Origin of the sequence: Plantactinospora solaniradicis (assembly GCF_042658085.1) — a bacterium.
Classification (GTDB): domain Bacteria; phylum Actinomycetota; class Actinomycetes; order Mycobacteriales; family Micromonosporaceae; genus Plantactinospora; species Plantactinospora solaniradicis.
The window spans coordinates 362,651-379,216 of the sequence record NZ_JBHSPR010000032.1 but is presented as its reverse complement, the minus strand read 5'-3'; the positions used below and the strand labels follow the sequence as shown (position 1 = coordinate 379,216).

Below are 16,566 nucleotides of genomic sequence, written 5' to 3'. Positions count from 1 at the left end.
GCAGCGGTCCGACCTGGACCGTCACCCGTCGGAATCCTGGCGGAGCAGGCCGCGCAGGATCTGCTCGTCCCCGTCGTCCAGTGTGCTGACGAACCGTCGCAGCACCGAACCGCGGTCGGGCTCGGCGGCCAGCAGCCGGCTCATCCGCTCGGCGACCAGTCCGGCGGCGTCCCGCACCGCGCCGTAGCGGTACGCCCGACCGTCCCGGTCACGGGTGACCGCTCCCTTGTCGAACAGCCGGGTCAGGGTCGTCACCACGGTGCTGTAGGACAGCCCCCCGCCGGGGTCGAGCCGATCGCGGACCTCGCCCGGAGTCAATGGGCCCTCGGCCTCGACGAGGACCGTGACCACCTGAGCTTCGAGCTGGCCGGGACGTCGGCGGGCGCTTTCGGACGAGGCGTCGGCAGGGGGTGGTGTCGGACTCATCACATCTGACTCTATCGGTTGCCCCGGTCTTCTCCGGCCGGCCCGTCGAGCCTCGGCCGTGGCAGACTCGACCGGTCCGGACGGAGAGTCATGTTCGATCATTTCGTGTGGTCAGTGGTCGTGGTCCCGCCGCTGATCGTGGTGGCGATGCGGCTGTTGGCCGATCGGCTGCCACCCTCGACCGCCGCTGTCATCATGGCCTGGTCGGCGGCGGGCGTGGGCGCGGCCAGCCTGGTCAACCTCACCCTCTTCACGCTGAAGGCCATCGCCCAGGTGCCGGCCGTCGGCAGGACGTTCGGCTGGTCTGCCCAGGTGGTCGCGGACGACACCGCACATGTGGCCTGGGTGCCCTGGCTGAGCGCGGCGCTGCTGGTCATCGCCGTTGTCTCGATTGGTCTGCGGTGGCGCGGTCACCGTAAGGCACTCGACCTCAGCCACGTCGAGCTGCCCGACGGCGACAGGCTCGTGGTGCTGCCCGACCCGACGGCACAGGCGTTCGCGGTGCCGGGCCGGCCGGGTCACGTCGTGGTGACCACCGGCATGCGTGAACTGCTCACCGATCGTCAGTTCGACGCGCTGCTCGCCCACGAGCACGCGCACCTCGCGGCGGGTCATCACCGGCTCGTCCTGCTGGCCGAACTTGCCGCGGCGACGCACCCGGCTCTCTGGTGGGTGGCCCGTCACGTCGACTACCTGGTGGAACGGGCGGCCGACGAGCAGGCCGCGGTCGAGATCGGCAGTCGCCGTACGGTTGCCCACGCCATCGGAACGGCCGCGCTGGCCACGACGGGAAACCGGGACACCCGGCCCGGCCTGCACGTCGCGGCTCCCGGCGGAGTTGTCCCGCGCCGGGTGGCGCAACTGTTGCGTCCGCGAACACCCGTTCGCTGGCCCGCGCTACGCGCCCTGCCGGTGTCGCTGGCCCTGGCCTCGCTCGTCTGGACCGGCGAGGCGATCTACGACTTCTTCGAATTGCTCAACGCGGCCCGTCCCGGCCGATAGCCGCGGCAACAGCGCGGCCACCACATCGGAGCAGGTCCAGATCCCACCTGCGACCCCGTCGCCCGGGAACTCGTATACCGAGTATTATACTCGGTATATACAGACCTGGAGGCATCTCATGAGTGTTCGGCACGCCCTGTTGGCCCTGCTCGCCGAGGGTCCGAAGTTCGGGTTGCAGCTGCGGCAGGAGTTCGAGGAGCGGACCGGGGAGGTGTGGCCGCTCAACGTCGGTCAGGTCTACACCACCCTGCAACGACTCGAACGCGATGGACTGGTGGAGTCCGAGGACACGCTGGCGGAGGGCCCGCAGAAGGGATTCCGGATCACCGCCGTCGGCAACCGCGAGCTCGCGGCCTGGCTCAGGACACCGCCGGACGCCACGCTTCCGCCACGCGACGAGTTGGTGATCAAGGTGCTGGTGGCGCTGACCGTGCCCGGGGTGGACGTACACGAGGTGGTGCAGGTGCACCGCCGGCATCTGGTCGAGGCGATGCAGCGGTACACCCGACTGAAGGCGGACGCGTCGGAGCAGGACATCGGGGTCGGACTCGTGGTCGACGCCGAGCTGTTCCGGCTGGAGGCCGCCGTACGGTGGCTCGACGCGGCCGACGTCCGGCTGACCCGACGGCCGGCGACCACGTCCGTTCCCCCGACCGCCGCGCCCCCGGTCGCCCCGGCCTCCACCGCGCCCCGCACCTCTCCCCGCGCGGAGGCCCGTCGATGACCGCACAGCTCGAACTGCGTCAGGTGACCAAGGTGTACGGTTCGGGTCCCACCGAGATACGGGCGCTCGACCAGGCGGACCTGACCGTCGAGGGTGGCGAGCTGGTCGCCATCATGGGGCCCAGCGGCTCCGGCAAGAGCACACTGTTGACGATCGCGGGGAGCCTCGAGGAGGCGACCAGCGGCGAGGTCCTGGTGGCCGGTACCGACCTGTCCCGGATGTCCGCCAACGATCGGGCAAGGATGCGGCGCCGCGCGATCGGGTACGTCTTCCAGGACTTCAACCTGCTCGCCGGGCTCACCGCCGCGGAGAACGTCGCCCTGCCCCTCGAACTCGATGGCGTACGCGCCAGGACCGCCCGTGGGACGGCCATGCGCGCCCTCGAGGAGCTGGGACTGTCGGCCAGGGCAGGACGGTATCCCGACGAGCTCTCCGGCGGCGAGCGGCAGCGGGTGGCGATCGCCCGGGCAGTGGTGGGCGACCGCCAGCTACTGCTCGCCGACGAGCCGACCGGTGCGCTGGACTCGGTCAACGGCGAGGCGGTGATGCGCCTGCTGCGGGCCACCTGCCAGGAGGGGATCGCCGGGGTCATGGTCACCCACGACGCCCAGTTGGCGTCCTGGGCCGACCGTGTGGTGTTCCTCCGGGACGGGCACATCGTCGACCAGACCGCACCGCCCGCCGGCCCGGAGTCCCTGCTCGCGGCGGAGCCGGGCCGATGAGTCGGCTGTCACCGGTGAGCGAGGTCGGCCCGGCCACGCCGTCACCGGTGCGTACCCGGGCGGAGCGTGGGAGGTCCGGTGGCGGACTTCCGGCCCGCCGGGCCGTGGCCCGCTGGGCCTGGCGGATCTTCCGCCGCCAGTGGCGCCAACAGATGATCCTGCTCGCCCTCCTCACCCTCGCGGTCATGGCGGCGATCGGCGGCGTGTCCGCGGCGTACAACGTGACAGCCTCCCGGGACGCCACCTTCGGCACGGCCAGTCACCTCCTGTCGTACGAGGGCTCCGACCCGGCGGCCCTGGCGGCCTCCCTGGCCGCCACCGAGCAGTTCTTCGGCACCGTCGACGTCGTCGGGCGGCGGGCCGCGCCGATTCCCGGCTCGGCCAACAACGTGCAGATCCGGGCACAGGATCCGGACGGTGCCTTCAGCGGGCCGATGCTGCGACTGCGAGAGGGTCGGTACCCGACCGGCGCGGACGAATTGGCCGTCACGGACGAGATGGCGGCGATCTTCGAAGTCGGGGTCGGGGATCGGCTGGCACTCGACGGCCGCAGCCGGTCCGTGGTGGGCGTGGTGGAGAACCCGAGCGACCTGAGCGACGAGTTCGCTCTGGTCTCCCCGGCCCACCAGGATCCGCCGCAGACCGTGGCCGTCCTGGTGCGGGCCAGCGCCGACCGGGTGCACGAATTCCGGGATCCCAGCGGGCGGCGCCCGGTCACGCAGGAGCGGGGGGTCGATCCGAGGAACGCGGCCGCGGCGGGTGTGCTCGCGTTGACCACTGTCGGCCTGCTCCTGGTCTGCCTGGTGGCCGCCGCCGGCTTCGCCGTCGTCGCCCAGCGCCGGCTACGCGAACTCGGCATGCTCGCCGCGTTGGGGGCGACCGAGAAACACCTGCGCCTGGTGATGGTGGTCAACGGGGCCGTGGTGGGGGTGATCGCCGCACTCCTCGGCGGCGGAATCGGCCTGGCCCTCTGGGTTGTCGTGGCGCCGACGTTCGAGTCGGCCGTCGGGCACCGGGTCGGCCGGTTCGACCTGCCCTGGCCGCTGATCGGTGCGGCCGCCCTGCTCGCCGTGCTGACCGCCACCGCTGCCGCGTGGTGGCCCGCGCGGGCGGTGGCGCGGGTCCCGATCGTGCTGGCCCTCTCCGCGCGGCCACCGCGACCGAAGCCGGCACGTCGCTCCGCGATCGCCGCGATCGCGCTCCTCGGTATCGGTGTCGGATGCCTGGTCGGTGCCGAACAGCGCAACCCGTGGCTGATCATCGGTGGCACGCTGGCGACGGCCGTCGGCCTGCTGTTCGTCAGTCCGTTGGCGATCAGGATGCTGCCGATGGTCGCTGGCGGGCTGCCGATCGCGGCCCGGCTCGCCCTGCGGGACCTGGGCCGGTACCAGGCCCGCTCGGCGGCGGCGCTGGCGGCGATCAGCCTCGGTCTGGCGATTCCGGTGGGGACCGTGGTGGTGGCCTCCGCCTCCGTCGCCAGGTCAGCCGCCGCGTTCGGCAACCTGTCGGACCGGCAACTGGTGGTACGGATCGACCGGCAGGTCGCGCCCATCGTTCCGGTCCGGACTCCGGCGCAGCTCGCGAGCCTGCAGGCCGAGGTCGACCGGATCGCGGGCGTTCTCGGTGGCGCGACAGTGATCCCGATGGACATCCCCGTGCATCCGAACTCCAGAGTGGAGAGCGGCCAGGACGGCGGCGAGTCGGGGCGGCCCGGCATCGACGCCGGCTGGCCGACCGGCGACGGAAATCTGCGGTCCGTCCCGCTCTTCGTCGCCACGCCGGCCCAACTGCGGCACTACGGGATCGACCCCGCTTCCGTGGCCGCGGGCACCGACCTGCTGACGGTACGAGGCGAGTCGAACCTCCAGCTCTCGGGTATCAGGGGGAGGGGACAGCCGCTGAAGATCCAGCGGATCGACGTACCTGGTTATACCTCCGCCCCGACCACATTGATCACCGAAGATGCCCTACGGCGGTTCGGCTGGCAGCAGGGTCGGGTCGGCTGGTTCGTCGAGGCGACCGGGGCACTGGGCGACGACCAGTTGACGCAGGCGCGGCATATCGCGGCGAACGCGGGGTTGCACATCGAGTCCAGGGAGGCGCCGCTGAGCCTGGCCGCGCTACAGAACGGTGTCACCGCGGGAGGCATGCTCCTCGCGCTGGGCGTACTGGCGATGACCGTCGGACTGATCCGGACGGAGGCGGCGAGGGACCTGCGTACCCTGACCGCCGCCGGCGCCACGAGCGGGGTTCGCCGTACGTTGACCGCCATCACCGCGGGCGCACTCGCGTTGCTGGGCGTGGTGCTCGGCACGGTGGGCGCGTACCTCGGGTTGATCGGCGGGTACTGGGGGCAGCTCGACACCCTGGGCCACGTACCCGTGGTTCATCTCCTCGCCCTGCTTGTCGGACTTCCGTTGGTCGCCGCCGTCTGCGGTTGGCTGCTGGCGGGACGCGAACCGGCCGCCGTCGCCCGTCAAGCCCTGACCTGAGGGCTGGCCGCACCGCACCCACCTGGTACCACGCGGTACCAGGTGGGTGCGGTGCGTGCTGGTATGCCACCCGATTCGCGCTAGCGAGCATAGGTTAGGCTCTGCTAACTTCTACAGCCAGTAGAGGAGCGGGGGGCCGGTCCGGGTCGCGCACGACCTGACGCCGTACCCGGGAACCAGAGCAAGGCGCACCCGGACCAGGTCGTCGGGGGGTGCCGGAGAAGGACGCGATCCGATGTTCGCCACCTACCTGATCGGCCTGCGCGAAGGGCTCGAAGCCACCCTGGTCGTCAGCATCCTGGTGGCGTTCCTGGTGAAGTCGCAGCGGCGGGACCGACTGCCGCAGGTCTGGCTCGGGGTCGGCCTCGCGGTCGCCGTCTCGGTGTTCTTCGGCTGGCTGATCGAGTACACCTCGACCTCGCTGCTGGCCACCAGCAACCAGCGGGAACTCTTCGAGGCGATCACCTCGGTCGCGGCCGTCGTCTTCGTCACCTGGATGATCTTCTGGATGCGCCGGGCCGCCCGGTCGATCGCGGGCGAGTTGCGCAGCCGGCTGACCGAGGCGCTCGCCGTCGGGTCGGCGGCGGTGGCGGTGATGGCCTTCCTCGCGGTGGTGCGGGAAGGACTGGAGACCGCGCTGATCTTCTACTCGGCCGCCCAGGGAGCGGCGGACGACACCGCGCCGCTGTTCGCGCTGATCGGCGGCATCGTCACCGCGATGGTGCTCGGCATCCTGATCTACGCCAGCGCGATGCGGATCAACCTGAGCCGGTTCTTCACCTGGACCGGCGCGCTGCTGATCCTCGTCGCCGCCGGCATCCTCAAGTACGGCGTGCACGACTTCCAGGAGGCGGGCGTACTGCCCGGCCTGAACAACCTGGCCTTCGACATCTCCGCCACGCTCGACCCGAGCACCTGGTACGCGGCGCTGCTGGCCGGGATGTTCAACATCACCCCCGCCCCCACGGTCTTCGAGACGATCGCCTGGATCGGGTACGCGGTCCCCGTACTCCTGTTCTTCCTGAGGCCCGGGCGTCGCACGCCGGCTTCCGCCCAGTCCGCCCCGCCCACCACCAGCCCGGCTTCCGAGGCGCCCGCCTCGCAGCACGCCTGACCTTCCAAGGAGAACCGACCCGATGCGTACCTCCCGATTCCTGGCGACCGTCGCCGCCGGTGTCCTCGCCACGGCCGGGCTGGCCGGGTGTGGCGGCGGGAACGACGACGACGCGGCCAACGACGCCGGTGGACCGATCGCCGTCAAGGCCGACGACAGCACGTGCGAGGTCGGCAGCACCGACATCGCGGCCGGGACGGCCGTCTTCAAGGTCACCAACTCGGGCGCCAAGGTGACCGAGTTCTACGTCTACGCCGACGGCGACCGGGTGATGGGCGAGGTCGAGAACATCGCGCCCGGACTGAGCCGGGAACTGCGGGTCGAACTGCCGGCGGGCACGTACCAGACGGCCTGCAAGCCGGGCATGAGCGGCAAGGGCATCCGGGGCGCGCTCAAGGTCAGCGGATCGGCGGCGCCACTCACCGCCGACGCCGCGCTGGCCGACGCCACCGCCAACTACCAGCGGTACGTCAAGAGCCAGACCGGTGCGCTGCTGGAGAAGACCGGCGAGTTCGTCGCCGCGGTCAAGGCCGGAGATGTGGCCAAGGCGAAGGCGCTCTTCCCGGTGGCCCGCACCTACTGGGAGCGGATCGAGCCGGTGGCGGAGATCTTCGGTGACCTGGACCCCAAGATCGACGGCCGGGAAGAGGTCATCGAAGAGGGCATGGAGTTCACCGGCTTCCACCGGATCGAGAAGGACCTCTGGGTCAGCGGCGACATCAGCAAGGCCGGCCCGATCGCCGACCGGCTGATGGCCGACATCCAGGAGATCGTGACCAAGGCCAACGCGGAGAAGCTCTCCCCGCTGCAACTGGCGAACGGTGCGAAGGAACTGCTCGACGAGGTCGCCACCGGCAAAATCACCGGCGAGGAGGACCGCTACTCGCACACCGACCTGTGGGACTTCAACGCCAACCTGGAAGGCTCCAAGGCCGCGATCGCCGCGCTGCGCCCGGTGTTGCAGGAACGCGCGCCCGAGCTGATCACGCAGCTCGACACGGAATTCACCAACGTCGAGACCCTGCTCGGCAAGCACCGCGCCGGAGACGGCTGGAAGCTGCACACCGCGCTGAGCCAGGCCGAGCTGAAGGAACTCTCCGACGGCATCAACGCCCTCGCCGAGCCGATCAGCAAGGTCGCGGCAGTCGTCGCCAAGTAGGTCGTAGCAGTCGAGGGAGGCCCAATGGGCGAGCGGAGCGGTCGGCTGAGCCGGCGGCGGGCGATGACCCTGGCCGGGACGGGCCTGGCCGGGATGGCCGGCGCGACGGCGCTGGGTGGCAGCCGGTCATGGGACCGGACCGCTACCGAACACCACGCCGCCTCGGCGGTGCCGTTCCACGGCGAGCACCAGGCCGGGATCACCACTCCGGCGCAGGACCGGCTGCACTTCGTCGCGTTCGACGTCATCACCAAGGACCGGGCCAGGCTGGTCGCGCTGCTCGAGGACTGGAGCGTGGCCGCCGCCCGGATGACCGCCGGGCAGGACGCCGGGGAGATCGGCGCGGTCGGCGGCATCCCGGAGGCGCCACCGGACGACACCGGTGAGGCGCTCGGGCTACCGCCGTCCCAGCTCACCCTGACCGTCGGTTTCGGTCCGTCGCTGTTCCGGGACGCGGACGGACGGGACCGCTTCGGCCTCGCCGACCGGCGGCCCGCCGCCCTGGCCGCGCTGCCCAAATTCCCCGGCGACGCACTGCGCCCCGAGATCTCCGGCGGCGACCTGTGCGTGCAGGCGTGCGCCAACGACCCCCAGGTGGCCGTGCACGCGATCCGGAACCTGGCCCGCCTCGGCATGGGCGTGGTCAGCGTGCGGTGGTCGCAACTGGGATTCGGACGTACGTCGTCGACGTCGCGGGACCAGGCGACCCCGCGTAACCTGTTCGGCTTCAAGGACGGCACCGCCAACGTGAAGGCGGAGGACCCCGACCTGGCGGAGCAGCTCTGGGTGCAGCCGGGCGACGGTCCGGAGTGGATGACCGGCGGGTCGTACCTGGTGACCCGCAAGATCCGGATGGTCATCGAGACCTGGGACCGGACCTCGCTCGGCGAGCAGGAGGCGCTGATCGGCCGGAGCAAGGGCAGCGGCGCGCCGCTGGGGGGTGGCGACGAGTTCGACGAGTTGGATCTGGAACTGAAGGGTCCGGACGGCGAGCCGGTGATCGCCGAGCAGGCGCACGTACGGCTGGCCCACCCTAGCCAGCACGGCGGCGCGCGGCTGCTGCGTCGGGGCTACAACTTCGTCGACGGCTCGGACGGGCTCGGCCGGCTCGACGCGGGGTTGTTCTTCATCGCGTACCAGCGGGATCCGCGTCGGCAGTTCGTGCCGATCCAGACCCAGCTTGCCCGCCACGACCTGCTGAACGAGTACCTGCGGTACATCTCCAGCGGCCTGTTCGCCTGCCCACCCGGGGTACGCGACGGCGACGACCACTGGGGGCGGGCGCTGTTCCGCTGACCCCCGTCCCGGACGCCGCTGGCGGCGCGTCCCATTCATGATCGCGGAGAGTTCGGCCGGTCCGCACGAGCCGAACTCTCCGCGATCATCGAGTACGCGCGGCGCCTCGGCGGGGTCAGCCGACCGGGCCGATGGTCTTCGCGCGACCTCTACGTGCTCAATCCGGCCGGCGCTCCGGAGCCGACGGTCCTGGGCAACCGATTCCTGGGTTGGGTCCTGGGGCATCCCCGAGCCTGACCCGGGGAAGCGGGCGATTCACAGCGGAGCGAAGTCCAGTGGTGCGGCGCGGTACCGGCGCTCGAAGGCGTCGGCGAGGACCTGGTCGAGTGGCACGAGTTCGTCGTACGCGGCCTGGAGTTCCTCGTCCTCTTCCGGGCTGGAGCGCGCGACTCGGGCGATCACCCGAGACAGGTGCGGCAGACCGAAGTATCGGCTCGCGTCCGCCGACCGGGCGAACTCCTCGGGAGAGCAGACGTCGGCGGCAAAGCCCACGCCGCCGCTCATGACCGCGCCGTGCACCCGCAGGAGTGCCCAGAGGTGCCGGTCGCCGGGGCCGGTGCCGGCACACTCCGAGGCACACGCCCGGTTCCACACCTGGTCCGCGTCGGACATCTCCACGCCGCAACTCTGCCACTCGGGCTCTCTCTAATTCCAGTTGACCATTCGTCGGAGCGAAGAACAAGACTTGATCTTGGCTTCTGGTGGCACCACGCTTGCAGACATGCAATGGGATCCGTTCACCACCCTTCGACGCGCGCTCTGGATTGGTGGCGGTCAGTGGGCCGGCAAATCCACCGTGGCCGGAATTCTCGCCGAGGAGTACGGCCTGACGCATTATCACTACGACTACCACGACGCCCGTGGCCATGACGATCGTCGGTTCGCTCGGCGGATCCGACGCGGCGAGCCGCCGACCGTACCGGATCCGGAGGCGATCTGGATCGAGGCGACACCCGCGGAGATGGCGCGGAAGGCGCTGGCGGAGTTCGTCGTGCGTTTCGAGTGGGTGCAGGACGACCTGCGGGCGCTGGTCTCACCTCGTCCGATCCTGGCGGACGGCTGGGGTCTACGCCCGGAACTGGTCGCCCCGATCACCGAATCGACAGACCGGATGGTGGTCATGGTGCCCACCGAGGAGTTCCGGCAGCACCAGATCGACCGCCTCCCGCGCGCCGGTGGCGTCGGTTCCCCGGTCAGCGACCCCCGACTCGCGCAACGGAATCGCATCGCCCGTGACCGGTTGATCGCCGAGGATGCGGTACGGAGCGCCCGGCGTCTGAACGTTCCGGTGATCGAGGTCGACGGAACCCGCGATGCACGTGCGGTCGCCGATCTGGTGGCCGCGCATTTCGCGCCCTTTCTGCCCCGGCGGGTCGGTGGCGTGGGGTAATCCGTGGCCACGCCGTGTCGGACCCCGTCGTTATGGTCGGGACATGATTGGACGACCGACTCCGGGGGGCCGCCCTGAGCGACCGATGGTCGCCAATGTCTCGGCCGGGCGGCCGAGGTCGAGCGGGGCATGCCGGTGACCGGCGGGACGCGGCAGTCGTGGGACGAACACGCGACGGCCTTTGACGAGGAGGCCGATCACGGCCTGCGTGACTCCGGCGTCCGGCGGGCGTGGGCAGACTTGCTGCTGCCAGTTCTGCCGCCCGCGCCGGCCTCGATCGTCGACGTCGGTTGCGGGACCGGCAGCCTGTCGGTACTGCTGGCCGGGGCCGGGCACCACGTGCGTGGCGTCGACTTCGCCCCCCGAATGCTGGCGGCGGCAAGGGAGAAGACCATCGGCGCGGGGGTGGGCGTCGACTATGTCCTCGCGGACGGGGCGAAGCTTCCGTTCGCGCGGTCGTCCTTCGACGTGGTGCTCGCACGGCATGTGCTCTGGGCGCTGCCGGATCCGGATCGTGTGCTGGCGCACTGGATCAGCCTGCTCCGACCGCAGGGCCGACTCGTGCTGGTCGAGGGCTGCTGGTCGACCGGCACGGGACTACCGGCAGCCACCTGTCGGGCACTCGTGCTGCGTTGCCGTCGGGAGGCCGAGGTGCGGGTACTGGATGATTCCCGCCTCTGGGGCCAGGAGATCACCGACGAGCGGTATCTGCTCGTCAGCAGCCGCCGAACACAGCCCCGCCGGTAGGCTTGAGAGAGTGACCCTCACGCACAAGGAAATCTTCGAGCGCTACCTGTACGCCGGGGCGATCTCCCGAGACCCCGACGCGATCGCCGCCATGTACACCGAGGACGGCGTGTTCGAGGCGCCGCTGGTTCCCGACGGTCATCCGCTGCCGCGCCGCCTGGAGGGCCGGGCCGCGATCCGGGAGGGCATCGGGGCGTACCACCGGGATCCGGCCTATCAGGGAACGGTCGATTTCGAACAGTCCGGGTACGTGCTGCACGACACCGTCGACCCCGACGTGTTCATCGCCGAGATCGACACGGTGCTGGAGAGTACGACCGGGCAACGCATGACGATGTCCCTCGTATGGATCTTCCGGGTTCGCGACGGACAGATCGTCCGGCTCCGCGACTACTTCACGGTGTTGTCGTCCGTGGAATCCGGAAAAGTGCCGTGACGGCTGTCGGACTGCTGCCGTGACGGCTGTCGAGCTGCTGCCCGTGGCGGCTGTCGAGCTGCCGTCCGGAGCGGCTCGTTCAGCTGGCGGCGCCCGCTGCGGCCGCCCGCTGATCCAGCATGGTGATGACGACGCCGAGGACGAAGATCTGCACCGGCAGCGGTAGACCCGGCAGGTCGGCGGTGAGGTCGCCGCGCCACAGACTGGTCCGCTTCACCGAGCCCACCCGGCGCCCTCCGGCGTGCAGCTCCTGCTCGTTGCTCCAGAGCGACGCCCGCTGGAACTGGTAGGTCTGTCCGTCGGCCTCGACCGTCCACCGCTTCCGGCCGACCCGGTCCGCCGAGGCGACGACCCGGTCGTCCGCGTCGACCATGCTGAACCGGTTGCCCAGGAAGTTGCCGCGTACCTGGTAATGCCGTCCGGCCAGCTCGAAGCTGCCGCCGCTCTTCCAGAAGGCGTTGTCCCAGGTGGTGACCGTTCGTCCGTCGACGCTGACCTCGTAGCGGCTTCGCCAGACGCTGGCTTTCCGGGCCTCCAACATGCCGTCAGGCTAGCCCGGTCGCGCAAAACGGCACGTGTCGGTTCGTCGACGGCAGCGGTGGCCGCCGCCCGGCGAGCCCGGTTCGGCCTGTCCTGCCCGGCTAAGCGTTGGACGCCGCCCCGCCGGGCCCCGGACACGTCGACGTCAGGCGCCCCGGGCCGGAGGTGACCGGAGCATCGGTCCGGGCCAGCTGAGCGACCCGGCGCTCCCGGCGGGGTCCCGTGACGAGGTGGCCGGCGACGGCGATGAGGCCGACCGCGCCGACCGCCAGCCAGTGCCAGTCGCCGAGGTACTGCAGGCTCACCCCGCCGATCGTCGGGGCGACGAACGCCGCCGCCGGGAAGGTCAGGTAGAAGACCGCCTGGTATCGACCGCGCAGGACCGGAGGGGCCAGTTCGGCGTTGATCTCCGCGTTCGGCGGTGCGGCGAGCATCGAGCCGATCGTCCAGACCAGCGCCGCCAGCAGGTACCCGGGAAGTTGATCCGCCAGCGCCAGGCTGCCGTACCCGAATGCCGTCAGTCCGGTGGCCCAGGCCAGCACCCGGTGTTTGCGGCGACCGTCGATCAGCCGGGGCACGAAGAGTTGACCGGCCACGATGAGTGCGCCGCCCAGCGCCACGACCAGGCCGTACGCCGAGGAACTCAGCCCGTCGGCGCGCATCGCCAGCGGCATCACCGTCGAGGTCTGTGTGCTCAGCACGGCGAGCACGAAGGTCAGCCCGACGAAGGCCAGGAAGGTGCGGTCGGTGAGCGGGGTCCGCAGCCCGGCCCGGATGGCCGGGGTGGTTCGGACAGTGGCCGGGGCCAGGGTTTCCGGCACTTTCCAGGCGATGATGACGGCGGTGGCGAGGGTGGCCGCCGCGTCGACCAGGAACAGCGCCAGGTAGCTCGCCTCGGCGAGCAGTCCGGCGAGGGCCGACGCGCCGGCCATGCCTAGGTTGAAGGCCCAGAAGTGCAGGTTGAACGCGCGCGACCGGCGATCCGCCGGGACCACGTCGACGATCGCGGCGACGAACGCCGGTCCGGGCATCGAGTGGGCGATACCGACGAGTCCGGCGAGCAGGGCGATGGCGGGCAGGCTGGTGGTGATCGCCATACCCGCCATCAGCACGGACGCGGCCAGGTGCGACCAGAGGAGCGTGCTGCGCCGCCCCCATCCGTCGGCGAGTACCCCGCCGAGCAGCACCCCGGCCACGCCACCGATCCCGTACGCCCCGACCACCAGGCCGGCGAGTGCGTCACTGGCCTGACGTGCATCGGCGAGGTAGAGCGGGAGGAACAGCATGGCGAAGGCGCCGACCCGGTTGATCAGCAGGCCGGTCCAGAGGTACCAGAAGGCCCCGGGTAACCCGCCGGCGGTGTCGCTCAGCCACGCCCTTGCCGTCCGCACGCGTCCCCCGGTAAAGATTGTATCCAGTAGCCAACCGGCTAGACCCTAGGAAGTGCGGGGACGGTACGCCAGGGTGTCGCTGGTCACCCGCATGCCCCGGGGGAAGGCCATTGTGGCCTTCCCCCACCTCGTACCCGACGGACGGTCGCCTATTCAGTCGATGTCTGGTTGGCGGGCGTCGAGCGGGAGTCGGAAGACGTGTCCGTGCGAGTTGACCGCGCAGCCCTCGTTCGACACCTGGTCCGACCACTGCACCGACTCGTTGGCGACGACCCCGCTCACGCTGATCTTCACCGGCTGCCAGACGCCCGCGCACCCGGCGCTTCCTGCCGGGATGGCGTCGATGTCTCCCTTGGCCGCCTCGATCTCGGCGCATGCCTCGGCGGGGTACGGGTGCTCGTTGCCGGGTGCGTCGCAGCGCAGCAACACGACGACCGGCTCGGTCCGCTTGCTGGGGCCGGGCCCCTGGGGCGGGCCGATCACGACGTGCAGCGAGGTGACCGATGGCGTGACCGGTACGGATCCGGAAATCTGCGCGGGTCCATGGGCCGACGCGGAGCCATCGGCCAGCGCGGACCCGGTGGGCACCATCGAGGCGACGATTCCCATGACGAGCGCGCCGAGGACGGCGGCGAGCCTTCTCATGCTTCCTCCTCTGATCGACCAACATCGATGCAAATGTATCGTCGCACAGGCCAGTGCCCGGAGCCCGGGAACAGCCGTCCCGGCTGACTGACCGGCTGGCCGGCCGGCGGGAATATCGGTGGCCCCCGTCGCCGTTCCGGCCTACCGTGATCGCCATGTTCGGTACGGCAGCCTTCGCGCGGCCCGCAGGTTTCCTCCTGCCGGGCCCCACTGCCGTATGCGTGGCGTCGCCCCGGCTGGACGTTGTATCGACCCGGCCGGACCGGCTGGATACCGGCGCGCGAGGCTGACCCTCCTCCCGCACCAGCAGAACCCACGGAGGAGGGTGGCCCGGTTTCCCGGTGTCGCCCTGGTCGCGTGCACCGGATGCGCGGTTCTGGCGCGGTCCTTTCTCGCGGTGTGGCACCCGCCCGCGCTCATCGCCCGCCAATTTCCCCTCTACCGAGGACAGACCGACCATGGCCAAGAGTCAGTTCATCCGTACCAAGCCGCATCTGAACATCGGCACGATGGGGCACGTCGACCACGGCAAGACGACGTTGACCGCCGCCATCACGAAGGTGCTCGCCGAGCGGGACCCGGCGGTCAACCGGTTCGTCGCCTTCGACGGCATCGACCGGGCACCGGAGGAGATCGCCCGGGGCATCACCATCACCATCGCGCACGTCGAGTACGAGACCGCGACCCGGCACTACGCACACGTCGACATGCCTGGTCACGCCGACTACGTGAAGAACATGATCACGGGTGCGGCGCAGGTGGACGGGGCGATCCTGGTCGTCTCGGCGCTCGACGGCGCGATGCCGCAGACCCGTGAGCACGTACTGCTCGCCCAGCGGGTCGGGGTGCCGTACCTGGTGGTGGCGCTGAACAAGGCGGACGCGGTCACCGACCCCGAACTGCTCGACCTGGTCGAGCTGGAGGTGCGGGAACTGGTGAGCGAGTACGGCTTCCCCGGTGCCGAGGTGCCGGTGGTGCGGGTGTCCGCGCTGCGGGCCCTGGAGGGCGACCCCGCCTGGGTCGGCTCCATCGGTGACCTGCTCGACGCGGTCGACCGGTACGTCCCGGTGCCGCCGCGCGAACTCGACCGGCCGTTCCTGATGCCGATCGAGAACGTGCTCACCATCTCCGGCCGGGGAACCGTGGTGACCGGGGCCGTCGAGCGTGGCTCCATCCGCGCCGGTGACCCCGTCGAGGTGGTCGGGCTCGCGCCGACCCTCTCCACCGTCGCCATCGGACTGGAGACGTTCGGCCGGTCGCTGGACTCGGCGCAGGCCGGGGACAACGCGGCCGTACTGCTGCGTGGGGTCAAGCGCGACCAGGTCCAGCGGGGACAGGTGGTGGCCCTGCCGGGCAGCGTCACGCCACACCGGAGGTTCACCGCCCAGCTCTACGCACTGAGCACGGCCGAGGGAGGTCGCCGTACGCCGTTCCACGCCAACTACCGGCCGCAGTTCTACTTCCGTACCACCGACGTGGTGGGCGCGGTCGACCTCGGCGAGCTGCCCCAGGTCGCCCCCGGCGACACGGTCACCCTCACGGTCGAACTCGGCAGGCCGATCGCGATGGACGTCGGGCTCGGCTTCGCGGTCCGCGAGGGCGGCCGCACGGTCGCGGCGGGCACGGTGACCGCCCTGCTCGACTGAGCACCCGCGCACGGAGTGCTTGTAAGGAAGGGGCCCTTCTTATCGTTTTCTGTAGAAGAAGGGCCCCTTCCTAACCGGGCTGAACGCCGGGTGGGGGCTCGACTAGGGTGGAGTCTCCCTCTGGAAGGAGCGCGATGGTGCTCGTACGGCGGCGCGTGGCAGGCCTGGCCGTGGTGCTGGCGATGCTGCCGCTGGGCCTGACCGGCTGCGGTCTACTCGACTCGATCGGGCAGGAAGCGGACCCGAAGCCCACCCCGGTCGACGAGGGGCCGGAACGGGCCCGCGTGCGGGTGCAGGCGTACCTGGACGCGATGAAGGCCAAGAGCGTCGCGGACGGCCGCGAGCAGCTCTGCGCGCCGTTGCAGGAGTCCTTCGACCTGAGTGCCACCGGGCCGAACGGCGACTTCGCGAAGCACTTCTCGGTCTCGACGGCGAAGATCACCGACGTCCGGGCCAAGGGAGCGGACCAGGAGGTCAGTACCGTGATCACGGTCAAGGCCGGCGGCAGGAGCAGCCCCATCAAGCTCCTCTTCACCGTGGCCAGGGCGGACGGCCAGTGGTGCATCGCCAAGGAGGCGATCGGCGGCAACACCCCGCCCGCGTCCGGCTCGCCCACGCCGCCCGCCGACTCCTGATCGGGCCACCGGCCCGGCCGGCAGCCATGATCACAAGAGGTCCGGACCGGCCGCCGGACAGGCCGGATCCTTCTTGATCAGTAAGCCGAATCCTTACTGATCAAGAAGAGAGCCACGACGGGCTTCCACGAAGCGGAAGCACTCCCACGAAGCGGACGGGCGCCCCTCGCTCCGGGGTTGGTCGGGGTGTCGCCGTACGCT

General features: G+C 70.6%; 17 protein-coding genes. 12 read left to right on the top strand and 5 right to left on the bottom strand.

Features of this window, described 5'->3' with window-relative positions:
• Positions 1-21: 21 nt before the first annotated feature.
• The gene (locus ACFP2T_RS30455; protein WP_377427737.1) at positions 22-426 is read right to left on the bottom strand and encodes a BlaI/MecI/CopY family transcriptional regulator; all 405 of its coding nucleotides are present in this window, start codon (positions 424-426) and stop codon (positions 22-24) included.
• A 90-nt stretch (positions 427-516) separates the two neighbouring features.
• Between ACFP2T_RS30455 and ACFP2T_RS30450 the strand changes: the two genes are divergently transcribed.
• The 7 genes from ACFP2T_RS30450 to efeB all read left to right on the top strand — a co-directional run bounded on the left by ACFP2T_RS30450 (position 517) and on the right by efeB (position 8,935).
• Positions 517-1,428 carry a M56 family metallopeptidase gene (locus ACFP2T_RS30450; RefSeq protein ID WP_377427734.1) on the top strand — a complete coding sequence of 304 codons (912 nt, stop codon included), beginning with the start codon at positions 517-519 and terminating at the stop codon, positions 1,426-1,428.
• Between the two features lie 118 nt (positions 1,429-1,546).
• Entirely contained in the window at positions 1,547-2,152 is a 606-nt protein-coding gene (locus tag ACFP2T_RS30445; RefSeq protein WP_377427732.1) for a PadR family transcriptional regulator, read from the top strand.
• A complete protein-coding gene (locus ACFP2T_RS30440) occupies positions 2,149-2,874 on the top strand; it encodes an ABC transporter ATP-binding protein (protein WP_377427729.1) in 726 nt (241 codons plus the stop codon). Before ACFP2T_RS30445 ends, ACFP2T_RS30440 begins: the two co-directional genes overlap by 4 nt.
• Positions 2,871-5,366, top strand: coding sequence for an FtsX-like permease family protein (locus tag ACFP2T_RS30435; protein ID WP_377427726.1), 2,496 nt, complete (start codon positions 2,871-2,873; stop codon positions 5,364-5,366). The genes ACFP2T_RS30440 and ACFP2T_RS30435 overlap by 4 nt, the downstream gene beginning before the upstream one ends.
• A gap of 235 nt (positions 5,367-5,601) precedes the next feature.
• Entirely contained in the window at positions 5,602-6,480 is an 879-nt protein-coding gene (gene efeU, locus ACFP2T_RS30430) for an iron uptake transporter permease EfeU (protein ID WP_377427723.1), read from the top strand.
• Positions 6,481-6,502: 22 nt separating this feature from the next.
• Positions 6,503-7,639 (top strand): iron uptake system protein EfeO, encoded by a 1,137-nt coding sequence (gene efeO, locus ACFP2T_RS30425; RefSeq protein WP_377427720.1) that lies wholly within the window; start codon positions 6,503-6,505, stop codon positions 7,637-7,639.
• A 24-nt stretch (positions 7,640-7,663) separates the two neighbouring features.
• The gene (gene efeB, locus ACFP2T_RS30420; protein WP_377427717.1) at positions 7,664-8,935 is read left to right on the top strand and encodes an iron uptake transporter deferrochelatase/peroxidase subunit; all 1,272 of its coding nucleotides are present in this window, start codon (positions 7,664-7,666) and stop codon (positions 8,933-8,935) included.
• Between the two features lie 255 nt (positions 8,936-9,190).
• On the opposite strand, the gene ACFP2T_RS30415 is transcribed toward efeB, so the two are convergent.
• The gene (locus ACFP2T_RS30415) at positions 9,191-9,553 is read right to left on the bottom strand and encodes a hypothetical protein (protein WP_377427714.1); all 363 of its coding nucleotides are present in this window, start codon (positions 9,551-9,553) and stop codon (positions 9,191-9,193) included.
• A gap of 103 nt (positions 9,554-9,656) precedes the next feature.
• Here ACFP2T_RS30415 and ACFP2T_RS30410 point away from each other — a divergent pair, with 103 nt between their 5' ends.
• From ACFP2T_RS30410 to ACFP2T_RS30400, 3 genes are all read left to right on the top strand, one after another.
• Positions 9,657-10,325: a hypothetical protein gene (locus ACFP2T_RS30410; protein ID WP_377427712.1), complete on the top strand. Its 669-nt coding sequence runs from the start codon at positions 9,657-9,659 to the stop codon at positions 10,323-10,325.
• Between the two features lie 129 nt (positions 10,326-10,454).
• Positions 10,455-11,072, top strand: coding sequence for a class I SAM-dependent methyltransferase (locus tag ACFP2T_RS30405; RefSeq protein WP_377427709.1), 618 nt, complete (start codon positions 10,455-10,457; stop codon positions 11,070-11,072).
• Positions 11,073-11,082: 10 nt separating this feature from the next.
• Complete coding sequence (locus tag ACFP2T_RS30400; RefSeq protein WP_377427706.1) at positions 11,083-11,508, top strand: nuclear transport factor 2 family protein; 426 nt, start codon at positions 11,083-11,085, stop codon at positions 11,506-11,508.
• 79 nt (positions 11,509-11,587) lie between these two features.
• Here the strand turns inward: ACFP2T_RS30400 and ACFP2T_RS30395 are convergent, their stop codons facing one another.
• The 3 genes from ACFP2T_RS30395 to ACFP2T_RS30385 form a co-directional block, all read right to left on the bottom strand.
• Positions 11,588-12,049 carry an LURP-one-related/scramblase family protein gene (locus ACFP2T_RS30395; RefSeq protein WP_377427703.1) on the bottom strand — a complete coding sequence of 154 codons (462 nt, stop codon included), beginning with the start codon at positions 12,047-12,049 and terminating at the stop codon, positions 11,588-11,590.
• A 100-nt stretch (positions 12,050-12,149) separates the two neighbouring features.
• Positions 12,150-13,439, bottom strand: coding sequence for an MFS transporter (locus tag ACFP2T_RS30390; protein WP_377427701.1), 1,290 nt, complete (start codon positions 13,437-13,439; stop codon positions 12,150-12,152).
• A gap of 153 nt (positions 13,440-13,592) precedes the next feature.
• The gene (locus ACFP2T_RS30385) at positions 13,593-14,084 is read right to left on the bottom strand and encodes an SSI family serine proteinase inhibitor (protein WP_377427698.1); all 492 of its coding nucleotides are present in this window, start codon (positions 14,082-14,084) and stop codon (positions 13,593-13,595) included.
• 458 nt (positions 14,085-14,542) lie between these two features.
• Between ACFP2T_RS30385 and tuf the strand changes: the two genes are divergently transcribed.
• Together tuf and ACFP2T_RS30375 are read left to right on the top strand one after the other, a co-directional pair.
• Positions 14,543-15,730, top strand: a complete 1,188-nt coding sequence (gene tuf, locus ACFP2T_RS30380; protein ID WP_377427695.1) for an elongation factor Tu — start codon at positions 14,543-14,545, stop codon at positions 15,728-15,730.
• 134 nt (positions 15,731-15,864) lie between these two features.
• The gene (locus ACFP2T_RS30375; RefSeq protein WP_377427692.1) at positions 15,865-16,365 is read left to right on the top strand and encodes a hypothetical protein; all 501 of its coding nucleotides are present in this window, start codon (positions 15,865-15,867) and stop codon (positions 16,363-16,365) included.
• Positions 16,366-16,566 lie beyond the last annotated feature (201 nt).

Coding starts and splice junctions, on each gene's coding strand:
- ACFP2T_RS30455 (WP_377427737.1), bottom strand. CDS start 426: ATGAGTCCGACACCACCCCCTGCCGACGCCTCGTCCGAAAGCGCCCGC.
- ACFP2T_RS30450 (WP_377427734.1), top strand. CDS start 517: ATGTTCGATCATTTCGTGTGGTCAGTGGTCGTGGTCCCGCCGCTGATC.
- ACFP2T_RS30445 (WP_377427732.1), top strand. CDS start 1,547: ATGAGTGTTCGGCACGCCCTGTTGGCCCTGCTCGCCGAGGGTCCGAAG.
- ACFP2T_RS30440 (WP_377427729.1), top strand. CDS start 2,149: ATGACCGCACAGCTCGAACTGCGTCAGGTGACCAAGGTGTACGGTTCG.
- ACFP2T_RS30435 (WP_377427726.1), top strand. CDS start 2,871: ATGAGTCGGCTGTCACCGGTGAGCGAGGTCGGCCCGGCCACGCCGTCA.
- efeU (WP_377427723.1), top strand. CDS start 5,602: ATGTTCGCCACCTACCTGATCGGCCTGCGCGAAGGGCTCGAAGCCACC.
- efeO (WP_377427720.1), top strand. CDS start 6,503: ATGCGTACCTCCCGATTCCTGGCGACCGTCGCCGCCGGTGTCCTCGCC.
- efeB (WP_377427717.1), top strand. CDS start 7,664: ATGGGCGAGCGGAGCGGTCGGCTGAGCCGGCGGCGGGCGATGACCCTG.
- ACFP2T_RS30410 (WP_377427712.1), top strand. CDS start 9,657: ATGCAATGGGATCCGTTCACCACCCTTCGACGCGCGCTCTGGATTGGT.
- ACFP2T_RS30405 (WP_377427709.1), top strand. CDS start 10,455: ATGCCGGTGACCGGCGGGACGCGGCAGTCGTGGGACGAACACGCGACG.
- ACFP2T_RS30395 (WP_377427703.1), bottom strand. CDS start 12,049: ATGTTGGAGGCCCGGAAAGCCAGCGTCTGGCGAAGCCGCTACGAGGTC.
- ACFP2T_RS30385 (WP_377427698.1), bottom strand. CDS start 14,084: ATGAGAAGGCTCGCCGCCGTCCTCGGCGCGCTCGTCATGGGAATCGTC.
- tuf (WP_377427695.1), top strand. CDS start 14,543: ATGGCCAAGAGTCAGTTCATCCGTACCAAGCCGCATCTGAACATCGGC.
- ACFP2T_RS30375 (WP_377427692.1), top strand. CDS start 15,865: ATGGTGCTCGTACGGCGGCGCGTGGCAGGCCTGGCCGTGGTGCTGGCG.